General features: G+C 71.6%; 17 protein-coding genes and 1 pseudogene. 8 read left to right on the forward strand and 10 right to left on the reverse strand.

The genetic code is table 11. The features are described 5' to 3' along the window. Window positions 1–69 precede the first annotated feature (69 nt). The 4 genes from ABZ490_RS42505 to ABZ490_RS42520 form a co-directional block, all read right to left on the reverse strand. Window positions 70–1,311 (reverse strand): cytochrome P450, encoded by a 1,242-nt coding sequence (locus ABZ490_RS42505; RefSeq protein ID WP_359003064.1) that lies wholly within the window; start codon window positions 1,309–1,311, stop codon window positions 70–72. Next, window positions 1,308–2,249 (reverse strand): SDR family NAD(P)-dependent oxidoreductase, encoded by a 942-nt coding sequence (locus ABZ490_RS42510; RefSeq protein WP_359003066.1) that lies wholly within the window; start codon window positions 2,247–2,249, stop codon window positions 1,308–1,310. The genes ABZ490_RS42505 and ABZ490_RS42510 overlap by 4 nt, the downstream gene beginning before the upstream one ends. A 76-nt stretch (window positions 2,250–2,325) precedes the next feature. Continuing rightward, the gene (locus tag ABZ490_RS42515) at window positions 2,326–2,520 is read right to left on the reverse strand and encodes a ferredoxin (RefSeq protein WP_359003068.1); all 195 of its coding nucleotides are present in this window, start codon (window positions 2,518–2,520) and stop codon (window positions 2,326–2,328) included. Window positions 2,521–2,543: 23 nt separating this feature from the next. Beyond that, window positions 2,544–3,761 (reverse strand): FAD-dependent oxidoreductase, encoded by a 1,218-nt coding sequence (locus ABZ490_RS42520; protein WP_359003070.1) that lies wholly within the window; start codon window positions 3,759–3,761, stop codon window positions 2,544–2,546. Between the two features lie 154 nt (window positions 3,762–3,915). Between ABZ490_RS42520 and ABZ490_RS42525 the strand changes: the two genes are divergently transcribed. Next, window positions 3,916–5,541, forward strand: coding sequence for an NAD(P)/FAD-dependent oxidoreductase (locus ABZ490_RS42525; protein ID WP_359003072.1), 1,626 nt, complete (start codon window positions 3,916–3,918; stop codon window positions 5,539–5,541). Between the two features lie 142 nt (window positions 5,542–5,683). Here the strand turns inward: ABZ490_RS42525 and ABZ490_RS42530 are convergent, their stop codons facing one another. Genes ABZ490_RS42530 through ABZ490_RS42545 form a run of 4 tightly spaced genes read right to left on the reverse strand, consistent with a single transcriptional unit; the run spans window position 5,684 to window position 10,720 of the window. Next, a complete protein-coding gene (locus tag ABZ490_RS42530; RefSeq protein ID WP_359003074.1) occupies window positions 5,684–7,684 on the reverse strand; it encodes a pyruvate dehydrogenase complex E1 component subunit beta in 2,001 nt (666 codons plus the stop codon). After that, window positions 7,681–8,859: an acyl-CoA dehydrogenase family protein gene (locus ABZ490_RS42535; protein ID WP_359003076.1), complete on the reverse strand. Its 1,179-nt coding sequence runs from the start codon at window positions 8,857–8,859 to the stop codon at window positions 7,681–7,683. The genes ABZ490_RS42530 and ABZ490_RS42535 overlap by 4 nt, the downstream gene beginning before the upstream one ends. A gap of 2 nt (window positions 8,860–8,861) precedes the next feature. Continuing rightward, window positions 8,862–9,920: an alcohol dehydrogenase catalytic domain-containing protein gene (locus ABZ490_RS42540; protein ID WP_359003078.1), complete on the reverse strand. Its 1,059-nt coding sequence runs from the start codon at window positions 9,918–9,920 to the stop codon at window positions 8,862–8,864. Further along, entirely contained in the window at window positions 9,917–10,720 is an 804-nt protein-coding gene (locus ABZ490_RS42545; RefSeq protein ID WP_359003080.1) for an enoyl-CoA hydratase-related protein, read from the reverse strand. Before ABZ490_RS42545 ends, ABZ490_RS42540 begins: the two co-directional genes overlap by 4 nt. A gap of 171 nt (window positions 10,721–10,891) precedes the next feature. Here ABZ490_RS42545 and ABZ490_RS42550 point away from each other — a divergent pair, with 171 nt between their 5' ends. The 3 genes from ABZ490_RS42550 (at window position 10,892) to ABZ490_RS42560 (ending at window position 14,807) form a co-directional block, all read left to right on the forward strand. After that, window positions 10,892–12,421: a long-chain fatty acid--CoA ligase gene (locus ABZ490_RS42550; protein ID WP_359003082.1), complete on the forward strand. Its 1,530-nt coding sequence runs from the start codon at window positions 10,892–10,894 to the stop codon at window positions 12,419–12,421. A gap of 3 nt (window positions 12,422–12,424) precedes the next feature. Then, on the forward strand, window positions 12,425–13,195 hold the full coding sequence (locus ABZ490_RS42555; protein ID WP_359003084.1) for a 3-oxoacyl-ACP reductase family protein: 771 nt from the start codon (window positions 12,425–12,427) through the stop codon (window positions 13,193–13,195). Between the two features lie 151 nt (window positions 13,196–13,346). Beyond that, window positions 13,347–14,807 carry an MFS transporter gene (locus tag ABZ490_RS42560; RefSeq protein WP_359003086.1) on the forward strand — a complete coding sequence of 487 codons (1,461 nt, stop codon included), beginning with the start codon at window positions 13,347–13,349 and terminating at the stop codon, window positions 14,805–14,807. A gap of 137 nt (window positions 14,808–14,944) precedes the next feature. On the opposite strand, the gene ABZ490_RS42565 is transcribed toward ABZ490_RS42560, so the two are convergent. After that, a complete protein-coding gene (locus ABZ490_RS42565; protein WP_359003088.1) occupies window positions 14,945–15,769 on the reverse strand; it encodes an SDR family oxidoreductase in 825 nt (274 codons plus the stop codon). 176 nt (window positions 15,770–15,945) lie between these two features. Between ABZ490_RS42565 and ABZ490_RS42570 the strand changes: the two genes are divergently transcribed. Beyond that, the gene (locus ABZ490_RS42570) at window positions 15,946–16,665 is read left to right on the forward strand and encodes a TetR family transcriptional regulator (protein ID WP_359003090.1); all 720 of its coding nucleotides are present in this window, start codon (window positions 15,946–15,948) and stop codon (window positions 16,663–16,665) included. A gap of 597 nt (window positions 16,666–17,262) precedes the next feature. Further along, complete coding sequence (locus ABZ490_RS42575; RefSeq protein WP_359003092.1) at window positions 17,263–17,703, forward strand: hypothetical protein; 441 nt, start codon at window positions 17,263–17,265, stop codon at window positions 17,701–17,703. Between the two features lie 175 nt (window positions 17,704–17,878). Here ABZ490_RS42575 and ABZ490_RS42580 read toward each other — a convergent pair whose 3' ends face one another. Next, window positions 17,879–18,283 (reverse strand): type II toxin-antitoxin system PemK/MazF family toxin, encoded by a 405-nt coding sequence (locus ABZ490_RS42580; protein ID WP_359003094.1) that lies wholly within the window; start codon window positions 18,281–18,283, stop codon window positions 17,879–17,881. 116 nt (window positions 18,284–18,399) lie between these two features. Between ABZ490_RS42580 and ABZ490_RS42585 the strand changes: the two are divergent. Both ABZ490_RS42585 and ABZ490_RS42590 read left to right on the forward strand, forming a co-directional pair. Then, window positions 18,400–18,867, forward strand: a pseudogene (locus ABZ490_RS42585) (transposase); the annotation flags it as partial. 62 nt (window positions 18,868–18,929) lie between these two features. Continuing rightward, window positions 18,930–19,511: a hypothetical protein gene (locus ABZ490_RS42590; RefSeq protein ID WP_359003096.1), complete on the forward strand. Its 582-nt coding sequence runs from the start codon at window positions 18,930–18,932 to the stop codon at window positions 19,509–19,511. Window positions 19,512–19,846 lie beyond the last annotated feature (335 nt).

Genomic DNA, 19,846 nt, shown 5'->3' on the forward strand with positions numbered 1-19,846 from the left:
CTGGGAAATCGATTCTCGTTATGCCGCGCATCCACGAACCGGATGAGCGTGGCCCAGCGGTCCTGACGGCTACCAGGCGACGGGCAGTTCGTAGATGCCGTAGGCCTGGGAGTCCTCCTTGAACCTCAGCTCCGACACGTCGACCGCCGCCCGCAGGGTCGGGATGCGGCGGAACAGGGTGCTGAAGACCACGTGGAGTTCGATCCGGGCGAGCTGCTGGCCGATGCACTGGTGGGGTCCCCAGCTGAACGCCATGTGGTGCGAGGCCTTGCGGGTGAGGTCGAGGGTGGCCGGCTCGGGGAAGGCCTCGGGGTCCCAGTTGGCCGCGGGCAGGGAGGCGATCACCCCCTCGCCGGCCCGGATGATCTCGCCGTCGATCTCGATGTCGTCGACGACCGCGCGGCGCGCCAGCAGATGCGGGATGGTGAGGTAACGCAGCAGCTCCTCCACGGCGTTGGCCACGTACGCCGGGTCGTCCGCGTGCGCGCGCAGCGCGTCGAGCTGCCCGGGGTTCTCCAGGAGCAGGGCCGTGCCCAGGGTGATCATGTTGGCGCTGGTGTCGTGGCCGGCGACCAGGAGGATGTGTCCGAGGCCGGAGGCCTGCTCCAGGGTGAGGTCGCCCTCGGCGACCCGCTCGGCGAGGTCGGACAGGACGTCCTCACCGGGGTTCTCCGCCTTGGCCTCGATGAGCCCGGCGATGTAGGCGCGCAGCTCCCGCGTGGACGCGGCGGCCTCCTCGGGGGTCTTGAAGCGCGCGTTGGTGACACCCGCGTGCTCCTGGAAGAAGTCGTGGTCCTCGTACGGCACTCCGAGCAGCGCGCAGATCATCAGCGACGGCAGCGGGAGCGAGAGGGCCTCGTTCAGCTCGGCCGGGTTGGGGCCGGCCAGCATCCGGTCGATGAGGTCGTCCGTGATCCGCTGGATCTCCGGGCGGAGCTTCTCCATGCGGTGGCGGGTGAAGGAGCTGGTCAGCATCCGGCGCCAGCGCTGGTGTTCGGCGCCGTCGGTGTTGTTGATCGAGGGCTGCATCTCGGCGGCGTGCGCCTTCATCGCGGCCGTGGTGTGCGGGTATCCGGCCGCGCCGATGTTCGCGCTGAGCCGGGGGTCGGCGAGGAGCGTGCGCTGGGCCGCGTGGGTGGTGGCCACCCAGGGCGTGCTGCCGTCCCAGGTCTCCACCCGCACCACGGACCTGCCGGACTTCCGCAGGTCGAGCAGGGCGGGCGGCGGTGCGAAGGGGCAGGAGGCCGCCCTGGGCGAGGGGTACCTGGGCAGGTCCTCGGTCGTGTCGGTGCCGGTCGGCTGCTGGGTCATCGTCCGCTCTCCTCGTGGTTGCCGGTGAACTGGTGGCCGAGGAACGCGCCCGACCAGGCCATGAGATCCGACGGGACGTAGTAGCCCTTCTCGTCGTTGATCGCGTCCCAGTTGCGCAGGACGTCCGCGGCCGTGGCGGGGCCGTCCCGGTGGACGTAGCCCTCGGTGGAGCCGATGAAGAAGCGCGCGAAGCGGCCCGCGCCGGCCGCGTAGATCTCGCCGCTGACCGGGCAGTTCTCGTGGGCGAGCACGGCGACGATCGGCGACACCGCCTCCGAGGGCATGCCGGCCTGCCGGGCGGCCGCCTCGGCGGCCTCGTCGTCGTCGATGCCGCCCATCCGGGTCAGGGCGGCCGGGGCGACCAGGTTCACCTTGATGCCGTGCGGCTCCCCGGCGAGCCGGGCGCTGCGGGCGAGCCCGATCACCCCGCCCTTGGCGGCGGCGTACGACAGGTTGTTGTCGAGGCCGAACACCCCGGCGGACGTGGTCAGGACGACCCGGCCGTACCCCTGCTCCACGAAGTGCGGCCAGGCCGCGCGCAGGGTGGTGAACGAGCCGAGGAGGTGGACGGCGAGGTGCCGTTCGAGGTTGGCGAGGCCGACGTCGGGCAGTCCGCCCCACTTGATGATCCCCGCGTTCGCGACGAGGACGTCGACCCGGCCGAACGCGGTCAGGGCGGTGTCGATGATCGCCCGGCCGCCGGCCTCCGTGGAGACGTCGTGGGTGTCGGCGACGGCCGTGCCGCCGGCGGCGGTGATCTCGTCGGCCACCTTCTGCGCCGGTCCGGCGTCGGCTCCCTCGCCGTCGGCCGATCCGCCGAGGTCGTTGACGACGACCCGCGCGCCCAGCTCCGCGAGGAGGCGGGCGTGGGCGCGGCCGATGCCCCGGCCCGCGCCGGTGACGACGGCGACGCGTCCTTCGAAACTCAACTCGCTCATGAATGGCTCCTCATGCGTGACTCCTCATGCGTGACTCCTCATGCGTGACTCCTGTCGTGACGGGCGGCGGTGGCGGTCACGCCTCGACGCGAATGGCCAGGGCCGGGCAGACGGACACGGCGTCGAGCACCGCGCCGGTCCGTTCGGCGGGCGGGTTCGCGTCGAGCAGGACGACGATGCCGTCCTCGTCCCGCTGATCGAAGACCTCGGGGGCGGCCGCGACGCACTGTCCGGCGGCGCAGCACTTCTCCTCGTCGATGACGACCTTCATGGGTGTTCCTTCCGGGGGTGCGCTCAGTGCGCGGGGGCGGGGGCGGGGGCGGGGGCGGGCAGCGCGTCGACGACGTCCTGCCGGCGCAGCCGGGTCTGTTTGGGCATGTTCCAGCCGAGGACCCCGGTCACCGCTCCCGCGCTGGTGTAGCGGGCGACGAAGCGCCGGGCCGTCGGGTCCCCCTCGACGATCTCGACGTCCGCGTCGGCGGGCAGCAGCCCGTGGACCTGGAGCTTCGCGTCGAACTGGTCGGTCCAGAAGTAGGGCACGGGGGTGTAGGGACGGTCCTCGCCGAGGAGGGCCCCCGCCACGGCGGTGGCCTGTTCGGTGGCGTTCGTCCGGTTCTCCAGCCGGACCAGCCGGCCGTACGGCTCGTGATGGAAGCGGGCGACGTCGCCGACCGCGTAGACGCCCTCCGCCGCGCGGCAACGGGAGTCGCAGACCACTCCGTTGTCCAGGCGCAGTCCGCTGTCCGCGAGCCAGTCCGTCGCCGGGGCCGCCCCGATGGCGACGACCACGACGTCCGCCGGCAGGGTCTCCCCCGTGGCCAGGGCCACGCCGGTGACCCGGCCGCCGCTCCCGGTCAGGCCGGTCACCCCGGTGCCGAGCCGCAGGTCCACACCGTGCTCGCGGTGCAGCTCGCCGAGGAGTCCGGAGACCAGGGGGCCGACCTGGAGCGCCATGGGCGCGGCGAGCGGGCCGGTGAGGGTCACCGCGAGGCCCAGGGTGCGCGCGGTGGCGGCGATCTCGGAGCCGAGGACGCCCTCGCCGACGACGACCAGCCGGGCGCCGGGCACCAGTTCCCGTTTCAGGGCCAGCGCGTCGTCGAGACCGCGCAGCACATGGACTCCTGCGAGGTCTTCCGCGCCGGGCAGGGTGCGGGCCCGTACCCCGGTGGCGATCACCACGGCGTCCGCCGTCAGTGCGCGCCCGGACGCCGTGCGCACGGTGCGGGTTTCCGGGTCCAGGGCGACCGCCTCGTCACCGAGGACGAGTGCGGCCTTCAGGTCGGCCAGCAGCTCCGGTGTCCGCAGTGCCGCCCGCTCGGGCTCCCAGGCCCCGGACAGCACCTGCTTGGACAGCGGGGGCCGGTCGTAGGGCGCGTGGGGTTCGTCGCCGACCACGGTGATCTCACCGGCGTACCCCTTGCGCCGCAGCGACTCGACCGTGCAGAGGCCGGCCGCGGAGGCGCCGACCACCAGGACCCGGCCGGGTGCCGGAGTGCCGGCCTCGACCGTCATGCGTTGACTCCGTTGTGCCATGGCCCGAAAGTTAAATCAAACGGTCGGTACAATCAATCCCCGGCAGCGGATTGCCCGTATCCCTCGCCTCCTCTACGCTCGGCCGTATTCAATCGACCGACCGGTCGAAACAATAAATCGGCCTGGAGGGCAGATGAGCGAATCGACGACGGACACCGGTCTCCTCGACGTCGTCATCGTCGGAGCGGGCGTCACCGGCATCCATCAGCTGTACCGCGCCCGAGAGGCCGGATTCTCGGTCAGGCTGCTGGAGGCCGGCACCGGCGTCGGCGGCACCTGGTACTGGAACCGCTACCCCGAGGCCCGCTTCGACTCCGAGAGCTACACCTACGGCTACCTGTTCTCCCGGGAGCTGTGGGAGGAGTGGGAGTGGACCGAGCACTACGCCGGGCAGCCGGAGATCGAGCGCTACTTCAACCACGTCGTCGACCGCTTCGACCTGCGCAGCGACATCCTCTTCGGCACCCGGGTCAGCTCGGCGGTCTACGACGAGGACTCCGGCACCTGGACCGTGACGGCCGAGGACGGGACGGTGCTGACGACCCGCTTCCTCGTCGCGGCCACCGGTGTCCTCTCGGTGCCCTTCGTCCCCGACATCGCGGGACGCGCGGACTTCCGCGGGGACCAGCACCACACGGCCCGCTGGCCCAAGACGCCGATCGACTTCACGGGCAAGCGCGTCGCGCTCGTCGGCACCGGGTCCAGCGGTGTGCAGATCGTGCCCGCGATCGCGGACCAGGTCGCCGACCTCACGGTGTACCAGCTCAAGGCCGACTGGGTGACGCCCCTGAACAACCGGCCCATCACCGCCGAGGAACAGGCCCGTCTCAAGGCCGACTTCGAGCGGATCCGGGCCACCCTCGACGCCTCCCCCAGCGGCTTCCTGCACGAGATCAACCCGCAGAGCGGGGCGGACGTCAGCGCCGGGGAACGGCAGGAGTTCTACGAGAGGATCTGGAACAGCCCCGGCTTCACCAAGCTGACCGAGCACTACCGCGACATGACGTACAACCCCGTGATCAACGCCGAGTGGTGCGACTTCATGGCCGCCAAGATCCGCGGCATCGTCACGGACCCGGAGACGGCCGAGAAGCTGGTCCCCGAGGACGGCGGGTACGGCGCCCGGCGGCCCCCGTTCGGCACCGGCTACTTCGAGGCGTACAACAACCCGAACGTCTCGCTCGTCTCCCTGGCCGACGACCCCATCGTGCGCATCACCGAGGACGGCATCGAGACGGGCGCGGGGCCGCGCGCGTTCGACATCATCATCTGGGGCACCGGCTACGACTTCGGCACCGGCGCGCTCAACCGGCTCGGGGTGCGGGGCGCCGACGGCCTGCCGCTGAAGGAGTACTGGGCGGACGGCCCGCGCACCTACCTCGGGGTCGCGGCGGCGGGCTTCCCGAACCTCTTCTTCCCCGGCGGCCCGCACGGCGCGCTCGGCAACAACCCGCGCTACGCCGGCGACCAGGTGGAGTTCGTCCACCGGGCCCTGCTGCACGCGCGCGACCACGGCCATGACGTCATCGCGGTCAAGCCGGCCGCGGAGAAGGAGTGGACGGACCTGATGAACAGCAGCGACTCCATGTCGATCTTCCAGAAGAGCAGTTACTTCTACGGGTCCAACATCCCGGGCAAGGCCGTCAGCCAGCTGCTCAACCCCACCGGGCGCTGGAAGCTCCAGGAGCTGATCCGGGAGGTCGAGGAGAACGGCTACGCCACCTTCGACTTCTCCAAGGCGGGCGGCACCCCCGCCTGAGGCGGGGCCGCGGAGGTCGCCGTCGGTCCACCACCTGTCCTGCCAGACACGTCCGGACCGACGGCGGCGGCCCCACCGCCGATGCCCCGGAACCCTCCTCGGGTTCCGGGGCATCGGCGTGTCACCGCGGGGCGGCAGGCCCTCACACGGCCGCGATCCTGCGCACCGTCCCGGCGATCGTGTCCCGCGACGGCAGCCACAGCCGCTCCAGCGAGGGCGCGTACGGGGCCGGCACCGGCGGCGGGGCCACCCGGGCCACGGGGGCGTCCAGGTGCCAGAAGCCCTCGTCCACGGCGAGCGCCGACAGTTCGGCGCCGACGCCGAAGTCCCGTACCGCCTCGTGCGCGATGACCAGACGGTTGGTCTTGGCCAACGACGCCAGGACCGTCTCCCGGTCCAGGGGCACGATCGTGCGCAGGTCGACGACCTCGACGCTCACGCCCTCGGCGGCGAGCAGCTCGGCGGCGGCCAGGCAGTCCTGGACCATGCGGGACCAGGAGACCAGGGTGACGTCGGTCCCCTCGCGCACGACCCGTGCCCTGCCCAGCGGCAGGAGGTGGCCGTCGGCGGGGCGGGGGCCCTTGAAGCCGTACTGGAGCCGGTTCTCCACGAAGACCACCGGGTTGGGGTCCCGGATCGCGGCGCGCAGCAGGCCGTAGGTGTCGGCCGGGCTGGACGGCATCACCACGGTCAGGCCGGGGATGTGCGCGAGCAGCGCCTCCAGGCTCTGCGAGTGCTGGCTGCCGGAGGAGCGGCCCGCGCCGAACTGGGTGCGCACGACGAGGGGCAGCGAGGCCCGGCCGCCGGTCATGAACCGGAGCTTGGCCGCCTGGTTGAGCAGCATGTCCAGACAGACCCCGATGAAGTCCATGTACATGATCTCGACCACCGGGCGCATCCCGGCCATGGCCGCCCCCACCGCCGTACCGAGGATGGCGCTCTCGCTGATCGGGGTGTCGCGGACCCGGCCGGGGAAGGCCTCGGCGAGGCCCCGGGTGAGGCCGAAGACATTGCCGCCCGCGCCGACGTCGATCCCGGCGACGAACACCGACGGATCGGCCGTCAGCTCGTGCTCCAGGGCCAGGCGTACGGCGTCCATCGACCGGAAGACCTCACCCGCCGCCGGGGCGGGCTCGGGGACCGGGGTGCGCGGGGCGGAGACGAAGTCGTACAGGGTCTCCGGGGCGGGCGCGGGCAGGCCGCGGGCCCACTCCACGGCCGCCTCGATCTCCTGGTGGATCTCCTCGTCCACCGCGTCGACGAGCGCCGGCGCGACCCCGGCGGCCGTGAGGTGCCGGCGGGCGACGACCAGCGGGTCGCGCTCCTTGGCGGCGGCCACCTCCTCGGCGCTGCGGTAGCGCTCGGGGTCGCCCTCGTAGTGGCCGTGCCAGCGGTAGGTCTCCGCCTCCACCAGCACCGGGCCGCCGCCCGCGCGCAGCCGGTCCACGACGTCGGCCATCAGGCCCGCCACGGCCAGGACGTCGTTGCCGTCGACGTGCGCGTAGCCGATGCCGTAGCCCGCGGCGCGGGCGGAGAGCGGGGCGCGGTGCTGCTCGGCGGCCGGGGAGAACTCGGAGTAGTGGTTGTTCTCGCAGAGGAAGACGACCGGGAGGTCCCACACGGCGGCCAGGTTGACCGCCTCGTGGAACATGCCCTGGGCGACCGCGCCGTCCCCGAAGAACGCCACCACGACGTCACCGGCGGCACGCAGCTTGGCCGCCGTCGCCACCCCGGCGGCGATCGGGAGCCCCGCGCCGACGATGCCGTTGGCGCCGTAGACGCCGAGTCCGGGGTCCGCGATGTGCATCGAGCCGCCGCGCCCGTGACAGGTACCGGCGTCCTTGCCCATCAGCTCGGCCATCATCGCCGCCGGGTCCAGGCCCTTGGCGAGGACATGGCCGTGGCCGCGGTGGGTGGAGGTGATGCCGTCGCGGGCGGTCAGCGGCCAGCACGCGCCGACCGCACTGGCCTCCTGGCCGATCGACAGATGCAGGAAGCCGGGGATCTCGGTCGCCCGGTACAGCTCGGACGCCCGCTCCTCGAACCGCCGGATGCGACGCATCCTGCGGTACATCTCCAGCAGCCGGCCGGCGTGCGGGGAGTCGGTGGCGTCGCCCCGGGCGGGCGCCGGCGCCGCGTTCACGCGTGTCCTCGCGGTGCTCCCGCGGGCGGTGCCACGAGGGCCCGGGCGATCACGTTGCGCTGGATCTCGTTCGTGCCCTCGCCGATCTCCAGGATCTTGGCGTCGGCGTAGAAGCGGGAGATCTCCGACTCGCGGACATAGCCGTAGCCGCCGTGGATCTGCACGGCCTGGGAGGCGGCGCGGTTGGCGACCTCGGAGGCGTACAGCTTCGCCATCGCGGCCTCGGTGCCGTACGGGCGGCCCCGGTCGGCGAGCCAGGCGGCGCGGTACACCATCCAGCGGGCGGCCTCCAGTTCGGTACCCATGTCGGCGATCTTGTGGGCGACCGCCTGGAACGCCGACAGCGGCCGGCCGAACTGCTCGCGTTCGGTGGCGTGCTGCACGGCGAGGGCGAGGGCCGCCTTCGCCAGGGACAGGCTCAGCGCGGCGACGCTGATCCGGCCCTTGTCGAGCACGGACAGGAACTGCCGCAGCCCGCCGCCCTCCTCGCCGATCAGATGGCCGTCGGGGACGAAGCAGTCGGTGAAGACCAGCTCCCGGGTGTCCATGGCGTGCCAGCCGAGCTTCTTCAGCTTGCGTCCGCAGGTGTAGCCGGGGGTGTCGGTCGGGACGTAGAAGGTGGCGTACCGCTTGCGGCCGTCGTCGTCGCGGCCGGTCACGGCGAGCACGGTGACGCCCTGGCTGATGTCGGTGCCGGCGTTGGTGATGAACATCTTGGTGCCGTTGATCAGCCAGCCGCCGTCGGCGCGGCGGGCCGTGGTGGTGATGCCGGCCGCGTCGGAGCCGGCCCCGGGCTCGGTCAGGCCGAACGCGCCGATGGCCTCGCCCCGGGCCAGCGGGGCCAGCCAGCGCCGCTTCTGCTCCTCGGTGCCGTAGGCCAGCAGGGGCAGGGTGGCGATGGTGGAGTGCGCGTTCCAGGAGGAGGCCACCGACTGGTCGGCGGCGCCGAGTTCCTCCATCACCGCCACGTACGTCACGGTGTCGGCGCCCGCGCCGTCGTACTCCTCGGGCACGAGCATGCCCATCAGGCCGAGTTCGCCGAGCTTGGTGAAGACATGGGTCGGGAACTCCTCGTTCTCCGACCACGCGGCGGCGTGCGGGGTGATCTCGCGGGCCGCGAAGTCGCGCACCATCTCCTGGAGCGCCCGCGTCTCCTCGGGCAGGTCGAAATCCATGGTCACAGTCCCTTCGGGGTCAGCAGAACCTTGAGCCCGCCGCCCGTGCGGCCGGCCAGGTCGGCGAAGACCTCCACCCCGTCGGACAGCGCGAACCGCCCGGTGAGCAGGGGGGAGGCGTCCAGGCGCCCGGTGCTCATCAGATCGACGACCCGGGGGATGTCGTGCCGGTAGCCGAGCGTGCCGAGCACGGTCCGTTCGTAGAAGACCAGTTGGCCGAGGTCGAAGGAGACGTCGCCGTGTCCGACGCCGGCCAGCACGACCCGGCCGCCGCGCCGGACGGTGGCCACGGCGTCCCGGGCGAGCGCGGGCACACCGGTGGCGTCGATGACGGCGTCCGGGCCGACGCGCCCGGTCCGGACGAACACCTCGCGGCGTACGTCCGTCTCGCGCGGGTCGAAGGCCTCGGTGACACCGATCTCCAGCAGCCGCTCCCGGCGTTCCTTCAGCGGTTCGCTCACGTACAGGCCGGCGGCGCCCGCCAGTCGGGCGGCCAGGACGACGGCGAAGCCGATGGGGCCGCCGCCGACGACCAGGACGTGGTCGCCGGGGCCCACCCCGGCGCGGGTGACGGCGTGCAGGCCGACGGCGAGCGGTTCGGCGAGCGCGGCCATCTCGTCCGTGACCTGGTCCGGCAGCCGGGTCAGTCCGGCGATCGGCACGGTGACCCGCTCGGCGAACGCGCCGGGGGAGGCCAGTCCCACCGAGCCGCTCCGCGGGCAGATGTGGTAGTCGCCGCGCACGCACCAGAAGCAGGTCCCGCAGCGCCAGACCGGGTCCGCGGTGACCCGGTCGCCCACCTCGACGCCCGCCACCGGTGCGCCCAACGCGACCACCGTGCCGCTGAGTTCATGGCCGAGGGCGAGCGGCGGGCGGGCCCCGGTGAGCGGGTGCGGGCTCTCCCGGATCATGTGCGGGCCTTCCCGGTACTCGTGCAGGTCGGTGCCGCACACCCCGCACCAGGAGACCTCGACGACCGCCTCGTGCGGCCCCGGTTCCGGTGGCTCCGGGACCTCGTCGAGCCGCAGATCGCGTGCGCCGTGCCAACGCAGTGCCTTCACGTCGTCCGTCCCTTCGTGTCGTCCCCGTCGCCGGGCGGGCCGTCGCGCCGCGCACCCCGGTCGAGGAAGGCGCGGAGCCCGTCGGCGGCGTCGTCCGTGCCGAACACCCCGGTGAACAGGGAGCGTTCGAGCGCCAGGCCGGTGGAGAGGGCGGCGTCGGCGCCGTGGTCCACCGCTTCCTTGATCGCCTCCAGGGCCGCCGCGGGGCCCTCGGCGAGCCGGCGGGCGTACGTCAGGGCCGTCCCGTACACCTCGCCCGCCGGTACGACCTCGTCCACGAGGCCGAGGCGCAGCGCCTCGTCCGCGCCGACGGTGCGGCCGGTCATCAGCAGGTTCTTCGCGCGCGCGGGGCCGATGAGCCGGGTGAGCCGCTGGGTGCCGCCGGAGCCCGGCATGATCCCGAGGCGGACCTCGGGCTGGCCGAGCCGGGCGTCGGCGGCGGCCACCCGGTAGTCCGCCGCGAGGGCCAGCTCCAGCCCGCCGCCGAGCGCGTGGCCGGTGATCGCCGCGACGACCGGCACGGGCAGCCGCGCCACCTCGTCGAACGTGCGCTGGAGCGCCCGGTTCCAGCCGCGTACCTCCGCGGGCGACAGGGCGGCCAGTGCCTTGATGTCCGCGCCCGCCGCGAACAGCCGTTCGCCGCCGTACAGGACGACGGCCCGGACGTCCCGGTCGTCGGCGAGTGCGCGCACGGCGGCGCCGAGTTCCTCGCGCTGCCGGGAGTCGAACGCGTTCATCGGCGGATGGAGCAGACGCAGCGTGACCACTGCCCCCTCGCCTTCCCTGCGGATGCGTGGCACGAGGCTCTCCTGTCCCGGTGCGGTGAATCCCGGAGGCCGGGAACGGTTGTCGACGCGTACGCGGCGTCGTAAAGTGCGGTCAAGTTTTATAGACCAAGAGGTACACTAAATCTTGGGAGCGGGCAACCGACCGGTCGGGACATTCCCGACCACCGAGCCGAGAGAGTCGCCGTGCACAATTTCTCGAGCATCCTCGATTACCACTTCCGCCAGCGGCCGGACGCCGTCGCGATCGTGCAGGAGGACCGCCGGCTGACCGTCCGTGACCTGCATCGACGGGTGAACGGGCTGGCAGCGGGCCTGACGGAGCTGGGCGTCCGACGCGGGGACGTCGTCGGACTGCTGCTCCACAACCGGCCGGAGTTCCTGGAACTGGTGTATGCCGTCAACCGGATCGGTGCGGTGTTCCTGCCCTTGAACTACCGGTTGTCGGAGGAGGAATGGGCCTACATCCTCGGCCATGCGCGGGTGAAGGCCGTGGTGACCGAACCCGAGTTCCTGCGGGCCGTGGACCGGATCGCGGCGGGCCCGGCCGGCCCGGAGCGCCGCATCCTGGTGGACGGCGCGGCGCAGGACCCGTGGACCGGGTACGAGGAGCTGCTCGCCCGGCATCCGGAGGCCCGGGTCGAGCCCGTGGAGGTCGAGCCGGGTGATCTCCAGCGGCTGATGTACACCTCCGGCACGACCTCACGCCCCAAGGGCGTCTGCATCAGCTACGGCAACCTCCAGGCGAAGAACCTCGCCCACCTCGTCCACTTCGGCCTGACCTCGGCGGACACCACGCTGGTCTGCGGCCCGCTCTACCACGTGGGCGGCCTCGACATGCCGGCCCTCGCGGTCCTGCACGCGGGCGGAAGCGTCGTCCTCCAGCGCAGATTCGACGCGGCCGGCGCGCTCGCGGCGATCCAGGAGCACCGGGTGACCAACGTCTGGCTCGCGCCCGCCATGGTCAACGCGGTGCTGGAGGTCCCGGACCGGGAGGCGTACGACACCTCCTCGGTGCGGTTCGTCCTCGGCGGCGGCGAGAAGACCCCGGAGCCGGTGCTGCGGCGGATCATGCACGCCTTCCCCCACGCCTGGTTCGCCGACGCCTACGGACTCACCGAGACCGTCTCGGGCGACACCTTCCTCGACCGCGAGCACGCCCTCACCAAGCTGGGCTCGGTCGGGCGTCCGGTCCCGTTCACCCGCGTGCGGATCGTGGACGACAGCGGCCGCGAGGTCCCGGCCGGCGAGCTCGGCGAGATCACGCTGCGCGGGCCGAAGGTCTTCTCCGGCTACTGGCGCGACGAGCAGGCCACCGCCGCCGCCCTGCGGGACGGCTGGTTCCACACCGGCGACATCGGGCACCTCGACGACGACGGCTACCTCTACATCGACGACCGTAAGAAGGACATGATCGTCTCCGGCGGCGAGAACATCGCCACCCCCGAGGTGGAGCGGGTGCTGTACGAACACCCCGCCGTGCTGGAGGCGGCCGTCGTCGGCCTGCCCCACCCCCGCTGGGGCGAGGTGCCCCGCGCCTTCGTCGTGTTCCGCACCGGCGAGAGCGCCGCGCCGGACGACCTGCGCGCCTTCTGCGCGGCCCGCCTCGCCAAGTTCAAGGTGCCCGCGCGCTTCGAGGTCGTCGGCGAACTCCCCCGCACCCCCTCCGGCAAGGTCCTCAAGCGGACCCTGCGCGACCTCCCCCCGAAGGACTGAGCCATGGCCGACGTCACCACCGACCTGCGCCTCGACGGAAGGACCGCCTGGGTGACCGGCGCCGGCAAGGGCCTCGGCCGGGCCGTCGCCGTCGCCCTCTCCCAGGCCGGGGCGAACGTGGCGGTCACCGCCCGCACGGCCGCCGACCTGGAGAGCCTGGAGGCCGAACTCGCCGCGCACGGCGGCGATGTGCTCGTGCTGCCCGGCACGGTCGCCGACCCGGACGCCGTCCGCACACTCGTCGAGCGGGCCGCAGCATGGTCGGGACGGCTGGACGCCGTCGTCAACTGCGCCGGGATCAGCCCGCACTTCACCCGCAGCGAGCACCTCGGCGACGACGACTGGCGCCAGGTGCTGGACGTCAATCTCCAGGGCACCTTCTTCTGCTGCCGCGAGGCCGGAAAGGTCATGCTGGAGCAGCGCTCCGGCTCGATCGTCAACGTCTCCTCGGTGCACGCGCGCACCGGCTTCGAGCGGATCGCGCCGTACGCCGCCAGCAAGGGCGCCGTGGAGGCCCTGACCCGGGCGCTCGCCGTGGAGTGGGCCGACCGTGGCGTCCGCGTCAACAACCTGGCCCCCGGCTACTTCCGCACCGACCTCAGCTCCGGGCTGCTCGACAGCCGCTGGGGCGAGCGCATCGTGCGCGGCACCCCGCTCGGCCGGGTCGGCGACGCGGACGAGCTGGGCGGCGCCGCGGTCTTCCTCGCCTCGGACGCCTCCCGCTTCGTCACCGGCACGACCCTCACGGTGGACGGCGGCTGGACGGCCTGGTGAGCGGCGCTTCGGGCGTGAGGCCGCGCGGGATCCGCGCGCGTGAGATCTGCGGGAGATCTGCGCGACTTATTGATTGTACCGACCGCTAGGTCTATCTTTCGCGGAACCCCCACTCCCTCCCGCTCTCCCGCTCTCCCACGGAAGGCCGCCCATGTCCCCGACAGAAGCCGTAGCATCGCAAGCCCCCGAGAGATCCCTGTCCACCACGCGTCACGTCCTCGTCGTCATCGCCCTGCTGTGGACCGTCCAGCTGGTCTCGCTCGTCGCCGCGCTGTCCGGTGTCGCGCAGGCCGAGGTCGCGATCCACTTCCGGACCACCGAGATCGCGTGGTTCACCCTGATGACCCTGCTGACCGGCACGTTCGTGCTGCCGTTCGCGGTCAAGGCCGCGACCCTCCTCGGCAAGAAGCGCGTCCTGCTGGTCGCCGTCGGGCTGGGCTTCGTCGGCGACCTGGTCGCCGCCCTCGCCACCGACTACCGCACCCTGCTGATCGGGCGGGGCATCGCGGGCGTCTACGCCGCCACCGCACCACTCGTCTACTCGCTCACCCGTGACATCTTCCCGCGCCGCTGGGTCGGGCTCGCGAGCGGTGTCCTCGCCGGCGGCGTCGGACTGGTCGCCTTCGGCGGGCCGTTCCTGTCGGGCTGGCTGCTGGACCACCACGGTTTCCGGGGCGTGCTCTGGTTCATGGCCCTCAGCACGGCCATGAGTTTCGTCCTGGTCGCCGCCTTCGTGCCGGAGAGCACGGTCCGTGCGGCGGGCGGCCGGATGGACTGGATCGGCGGACTCCTCCTCGGCGGAGGGATCACCGCGGGCGTCTACGCGGTCGGCCAGGGTGCGCACTGGGGCTGGGGCAGCGGCAGGTTCGCCGCCTTCGTCGCCGGTGCGTTCGCGGCGCTGGTGGCGTTCGTGCTCGTCGAGCGCCGGGTCGCCGAACCCCTGTTCCCGCCGACCATGACCCGCCGCCGCCCGGTGTGGACGGTCCTGCTGGCCACCTCCGTCGCCGCCGGCTCACTGAGCGCCGTCGGCGTGGTCATCCAGATGCTGGTGCTGATGCCCGCCATCCCGCAGGTCTCCGAGGGCCTCGGCTGGTCCGGCACCCACAACGCGCTGGTCACCAGCCCGATCAGCGCCATGATCATCGTGGCGGCCGTCGGCACCGGCTTCCTCGCCCGCCGTGTGGACGGCAGGATCCTGCTGGGCGCCGGCTCCGCGCTGACCGTCCTCGGCTACGGCATCGGCACCCAGCTCCACCACGACGCCCCGCAGATCATCGGCATGGGGCTGATCGCGGGACTGGGCACCGGCATGGTCGTCGCCGTCGTCCCCATCATGATCATCGAGGTGGTCACCCCGGAGGAGCAGGCCCTCGCCAACGGGGCCCAGACCCTCGGCCAGGGCGTCGCCCAGATCATCGTCTCGCAGCTCGCCTTCGTGGTGATGGCCCAGCACGGCGCGATCCTGCACGGCACCCAGTTCTATCTCGACACCGGCTTCACCAACGGGCTCTGGCTGGTCGTCGGCTGCTGCGCCGTGGGCACGCTGCTCGTCGCGCTGATCCCCCGGGGCGAGCGGCCCGACAAGACGGTCCCGGCCGGAACGGCGGTGTGACCACATCTTCTCGACGACCACCGTGCGGGACCGGTCCGACGCCGCCTGCCCCTCCCCGGGGCAGGCAGCGGGCGGCCGGTCCCGCACCGCCGCACGGCGCCGCGCGCCCGGCCGGGGATATGACACAGGCGCTCAGGTCACTCGTCGCCGAGGGCGGCGCACAGACCGCCGTCGACGACGACATCGACCCCGCTGACGAAACTCGCCTCGTCCGACAGCAGGAACGCGGCGACGGCGGCCACCTCGTCGTACCGCCCGGTCCGGCCCAGCGGGGTGGTCCGGATGAGGTGACGTACCTCCTCGTGCCGCTCCGCCTCCCGCCGGGTCTGCGGGGTGTCGATCGCGCCGGGCGACACCGAGCACACGCGGGCGCCCACCGGGCCGAGCCGCACCGCCTCGGCGCGGGCGAAGCGCTGCACGCCGTACGTCGCCCACGGGTAGGCCCACGCGGGATCCTCGACGGCGGGGCCGATGGCGTCGCGGATCCGGTCGAGGAACCCCTCGTCCCCCGGCTCGTCCAGGACGGCCGCGACCGTCGGATCGGGTTCGACGTGGGCGATCAGCGGGGACACCGAGGCGCAGTACACGAAGGCCGACCCGGCGCCGGCCAGGGGGCGCAGCGCCTCGGCGAGCAGCACCGTGCCGACCAGGTCGACCTCGATGATCCGGCGCCAGTCGCCCTCCTCCGGGGCGACGCTCTCGGCGTGCGCGACCGCCCGCAGCGCGCCGGCCTCGCCCACCCGGCGGGCCAGCCGGGCGAGGTCCCCGGGGTCGGTGACATCCATGCCGAACGGCTCGACGGCCGCCCTCGTGCCGTACCCGGACAGGTCCTTGGCGACCTGGGCCGCGGCCGCCTCGTCCCGGTCGGCGAGCAGCAGCACGTCCACCCGGTCGGCGAGGCGCCGCGCGCAGGCCTCCCCGACCCCGCCGGCGGCTCCGGTGGCAATACCTACCGTGGTCATGCGCCACTCCTCACTGGGGACACCCTCACCACACGAGTGTCTCGCGGTCGGCGGCTCCGGGCCTGCCTCCCCGGTTTGCCGGACCGAACGGTACATTGAGGCGCGGCCCACGGCGATCGGCACCCCCGGAGTCGGCTTTAATTCAGTACGTCGTCACGTCGAGCGGGAGGGAACCCATGCCACGTCCGCCGGGCCATGGACCGGGCTTCGAGATCAGGCGCCAGAAGATCATCGACGTCGCGGCAGCGCTGTTCGCCCGGCAGGGATACGCGGCGACGTCGATCAACGACCTGGGCCGGGCGGTGGGGCTCGCCAAGGGCGCGCTGTACTACTACATCGGCTCGAAGGAGAACCTCCTCGTCGAGATCCAGTCCCGGGTGATGGGACCGCTGCTGTCCCGCGCCCGGCAGATCGCGGACCTCGAGGCGACCCCGCTGCTGCGGCTGCGGCTGCTGTCCGAGTCGCTGCTGACCATCATCTTCCGCCGGCTGGACCACATCTGGGTCTACGAGCACGACTACCGCTCGCTGAGCGGCGCGGAACTGAAGACCCTGCTGGAGCAGCGTTCGGACTTCGAGCAGCTGATCTCCGCGCTGCTCGCGGAGGCCATGGAGCAGCACACCTTCCGCACGATGGAACCCCGTCTGGGCACCCTGCAGTTCCTCAACCTCCACAACCACACCTATCAGTGGGTGAATCCGGACGGGCAGTGGGACGCGGCGTTCCTGGCCCGCGAGTACTGCACGACGCTGTTCCGCGGATTCGGCGCCCCCGACCACGCCCTGCCGCGGATCGAGGAACAGGCGGAGGCCTTCAAACGCGACCACCCCGAGCTGTCCCTGGACCCGGAGGAGGAGTGGCGCCCGACCCCGTCGGAGGCCGACGGCTCCCCGTGACGGGGCCCGATCGAGCCTTGCGGCGGCGTCTCCACCAGCGGACGTTCCCCCGCGACTCCTGGGCGGGTCGTACGCTCTCACGGCCGCGTCGGCCTCATTCTCCAACTTTGCTGGTGGGGCGGCGGGCATGCTCTGGGCCGTTCACCCGCATCCATGGACGGATGGTCTCCGAGACGGGCTGCATGCAACTCGGGTGACGGTGAACTGCGCTGGGCGCTAGCGGGCGGCGGTGCTCTGACGGACGCCGAGTTCGTGCGCATCGAGCGAGAGTACGGCTTCGAGTTCGCGGACGATCACCGATCGTTCCTGGCGGCCGGCCTTCCGGTGGCCTGGACCTGGTCGACTACATGCACCAGGAGTTCGACGAGGCGCGAAGTGAGGCGGAGGAGAGCTGGAACCCGCAAGCCACGGTTCCCTTCTGGCGAGACCTTCTCTGACTGCGTGTATGCGGACAGCGGCGGAAGCACTCAGCTTGGGTGGGTCTTCAGGGGCTGATCTCCGCACCGATCTGCGGGGGGGCCGTACTCGCCGCGATGTGGTGACTAATGCCATCCGTTACGGCATGCTGGAGTTCAGGGTCGATGTACTGGGGGCAGCGTGCTGGCAACGGTCACGGCGATTGGCGGTCTTTTGGGGTTGATCTTTTCCTTGCTGCTCCTGGCGAAACAGACCAGGGACGTCTCGGAACAGGTTCGGGCTTCCAACACGCTGAACGCGACTCACGGCCTGGACCACACGTTGCAGAGTCTGCGTGACATCTACTTCAAGATGATGGAACGCCCTGGCATGAGAGCGTATTTCTACGACAACAAGCCTTGCCCGGACGCCGGGGAAGAGCGCGAACAAGTCCTCCTGCTTGCGGAAGTATTCGCCGACATGCTTACAGACGGCCTGAATGTCACGAGCCGAATTCCGGGAACGGTATCGCATGAAGGTTGGAGCGACTACTGCAAATTCATCCTTGAAAACAGCGCTGTCATGCGATCCCTGATCAGCGAGCGCCCTAATTGGTGGCCGGGTCTAGCAGCGCTCAACTAAGGCCTTCAACGACGAAACTTCGGCAGGGCGGCAACAGCTCGAGGCCGCGACCTGTTCGCCCGTGTTATCCCTGATTCTCCGCAGTCCCGTTGGCCGGCCGCGCGTCTACGGACGGAACGTGACTTTGGATGGGCGAGACCGACCACGCCATCGGGGGCCTCCGTCCCTTCTCCGTCTACCCGAGGCCACCGCGACGGAGGGCGTCCCTCATCGCGCTGAGCTTCGCGGTCGTCGCCGGGGTCCATTCCTTCTTCTGTCCAGCGAGACGGAGGGCGTCCTCGATCTCGCTGAGCTTCACGGAGGACAGGACGCCCGCCCGCTCGATCAGGTCGTCCCGGGACACCGTGGTCAGCCACGTACAAGGGGGAGAGCCCGGACGCGGGAAACCGAACCGCAGCACGCCTTCGAAGGGCAGTCCTTCCACGGCACCCACGGCCACCTCGATGCCCAGGCCGCTGATGTCGACGCCCGCCGGAGCGACGACCTGCATCACCCGGATCCCGGACGCGTCGTCTCCCGACAGCAGTACGACCAGCCGCCGCTCGTCGAACTCGACCCACCAGACTTCGCCACGTTGCACATGTCCTCCTGACACGGGACGGCAGGCGGGGCGGCCCGTTGATCATCGGGGTGTGAAGTCTGAGGATCATGCGGTGGCCGCAGGTCACAGCGTAGACCCTGCCCGCCGGCAGGAGGACCGTCGGCGTCCGGCGCCCGTACACCGGCACCGCGGGCAGGATCGAAAATGCCAGGTCGCCGTCCACCTGGTCTACGCCCGCCGTCGCGGGCACGCGACAGTGGACCGGGAACTGTACGTCCCGCACTCCTGGACAGGCTACGTGCCGGCCGTCGCCTGCTGGCCGAAGTCACCACCCATGCCGGGAAGTTCCGTGCGGATGCCCTGGCCAGTAGGCTGCCCAAGCGAGCCTGGCAGAAGCTGTCCGCCGCAGCGGGAGCCAAGGGACACCGCTTCCACGACTGGGCCGCCATCGACCTGCCCGACCCCGCCGCCGGCAGCCGTCACCTGCTGATCCGCCGCAACCGCACCACCGGCGAACTCGCCCACTACCGCTGCTACTCACACCCCGGCCCGTGCCCCTCGCCGCCCTCCGCGCCGACGACCACGCCCGCCACCCCGCACCCGCCGGACTCATCCCACTCACCCACCGTCTCGACCGGTCCCACTGGCGGCGGGGCCTTCGGGTGGTGAGTGAGACGCTGTCGTTGTGACAGCACGGAAGACTTTCCAGACGCATCTGCGGCAGGCCGCCGCCGGCATCCTGGAGCGCATCCCCGACCAGATGAAGCGTGAGACATACGTCCTGGCCTTCAACATCTGGCGCATCGATGCCGACAACCGCCACCCGTGCGTGGACATCGGCTACAACACGGAGAGCCGGTACGAGGAGCAGATGCTCCGGGATTCCGATCGCCGGGAGGTGCGCTGGAACTACGCCTTCTGGATCCTCGAGGGCTTTGACAAGCTCGGCAACATCCCTGAGGACCCGGTCGGAGCCCCGCTCCACGAGGAGGAGGCCAGGACCCTCGGCATCTGGTACGACGGCGAGTTCGATCTTGCCCGGATGGTGGAGGACGATCGCCTTCGCGCCAAGTCCGGCCTCCTCGAACTCCACTTCCGCGACGCCGTGATCGACCTCGCCCGTCACCTCCACGCGAGCGGCACCATCGAGAGGATCTTCGGCCGTCCCCTGCCCGTGGTCGTGTTCGACATGGACTGCCCAGGCTGGGAGGAAGAGGCCACCACGGCCGCCAACCCGGCCGAGCTGATCGAGGACTTCTTGGCGTGAATCCGGTCTCCGACACGGTCATGTCGGAGGCCGTGTTGCTTGATCACGGTCGTGTCGGGAGGCTGGGTGGGTTTGTCGCGGGCGGAGAAGGCGGAGGAGTACGGGGCGCATCGCCGGACGAAGCCGGTGCCACGGGCCACGGCCCTCGATCCGGCCAAGCCGTGGATCGACGACATGCTGCGGGAGAACGCGAGTGCGCCGCGCAAGCGGCCCCTGCCCCTTCGCCGCATGCCCCCTCGTATCGAACTGGAGTTCACCCCTCCCCGACCCGCAACCTCCGCACCTCCGGCGAGTTCTCAGGTCACGGTGTCGTCTGCCGCGTACGGTAGGCCCGC

This window comes from Streptomyces sp. NPDC005811, from assembly GCF_040630405.1.
Lineage (GTDB): Bacteria > Actinomycetota > Actinomycetes > Streptomycetales > Streptomycetaceae > Streptomyces.

Excerpts from the sequence above, each read along its gene's own strand:
- ABZ490_RS42505 (WP_359003064.1), bottom strand. The coding sequence starts at position 1,311 with ATGACCCAGCAGCCGACCGGCACCGACACGACCGAGGACCTGCCCAGG.
- ABZ490_RS42510 (WP_359003066.1), bottom strand. The coding sequence starts at position 2,249 with ATGAGCGAGTTGAGTTTCGAAGGACGCGTCGCCGTCGTCACCGGCGCG.
- ABZ490_RS42515 (WP_359003068.1), bottom strand. The coding sequence starts at position 2,520 with ATGAAGGTCGTCATCGACGAGGAGAAGTGCTGCGCCGCCGGACAGTGC.
- ABZ490_RS42520 (WP_359003070.1), bottom strand. The coding sequence starts at position 3,761 with ATGACGGTCGAGGCCGGCACTCCGGCACCCGGCCGGGTCCTGGTGGTC.
- ABZ490_RS42525 (WP_359003072.1), top strand. The coding sequence starts at position 3,916 with ATGAGCGAATCGACGACGGACACCGGTCTCCTCGACGTCGTCATCGTC.
- ABZ490_RS42535 (WP_359003076.1), bottom strand. The coding sequence starts at position 8,859 with ATGGATTTCGACCTGCCCGAGGAGACGCGGGCGCTCCAGGAGATGGTG.
- ABZ490_RS42555 (WP_359003084.1), top strand. The coding sequence starts at position 12,425 with ATGGCCGACGTCACCACCGACCTGCGCCTCGACGGAAGGACCGCCTGG.
- ABZ490_RS42560 (WP_359003086.1), top strand. The coding sequence starts at position 13,347 with ATGTCCCCGACAGAAGCCGTAGCATCGCAAGCCCCCGAGAGATCCCTG.
- ABZ490_RS42565 (WP_359003088.1), bottom strand. The coding sequence starts at position 15,769 with ATGACCACGGTAGGTATTGCCACCGGAGCCGCCGGCGGGGTCGGGGAG.
- ABZ490_RS42570 (WP_359003090.1), top strand. The coding sequence starts at position 15,946 with ATGCCACGTCCGCCGGGCCATGGACCGGGCTTCGAGATCAGGCGCCAG.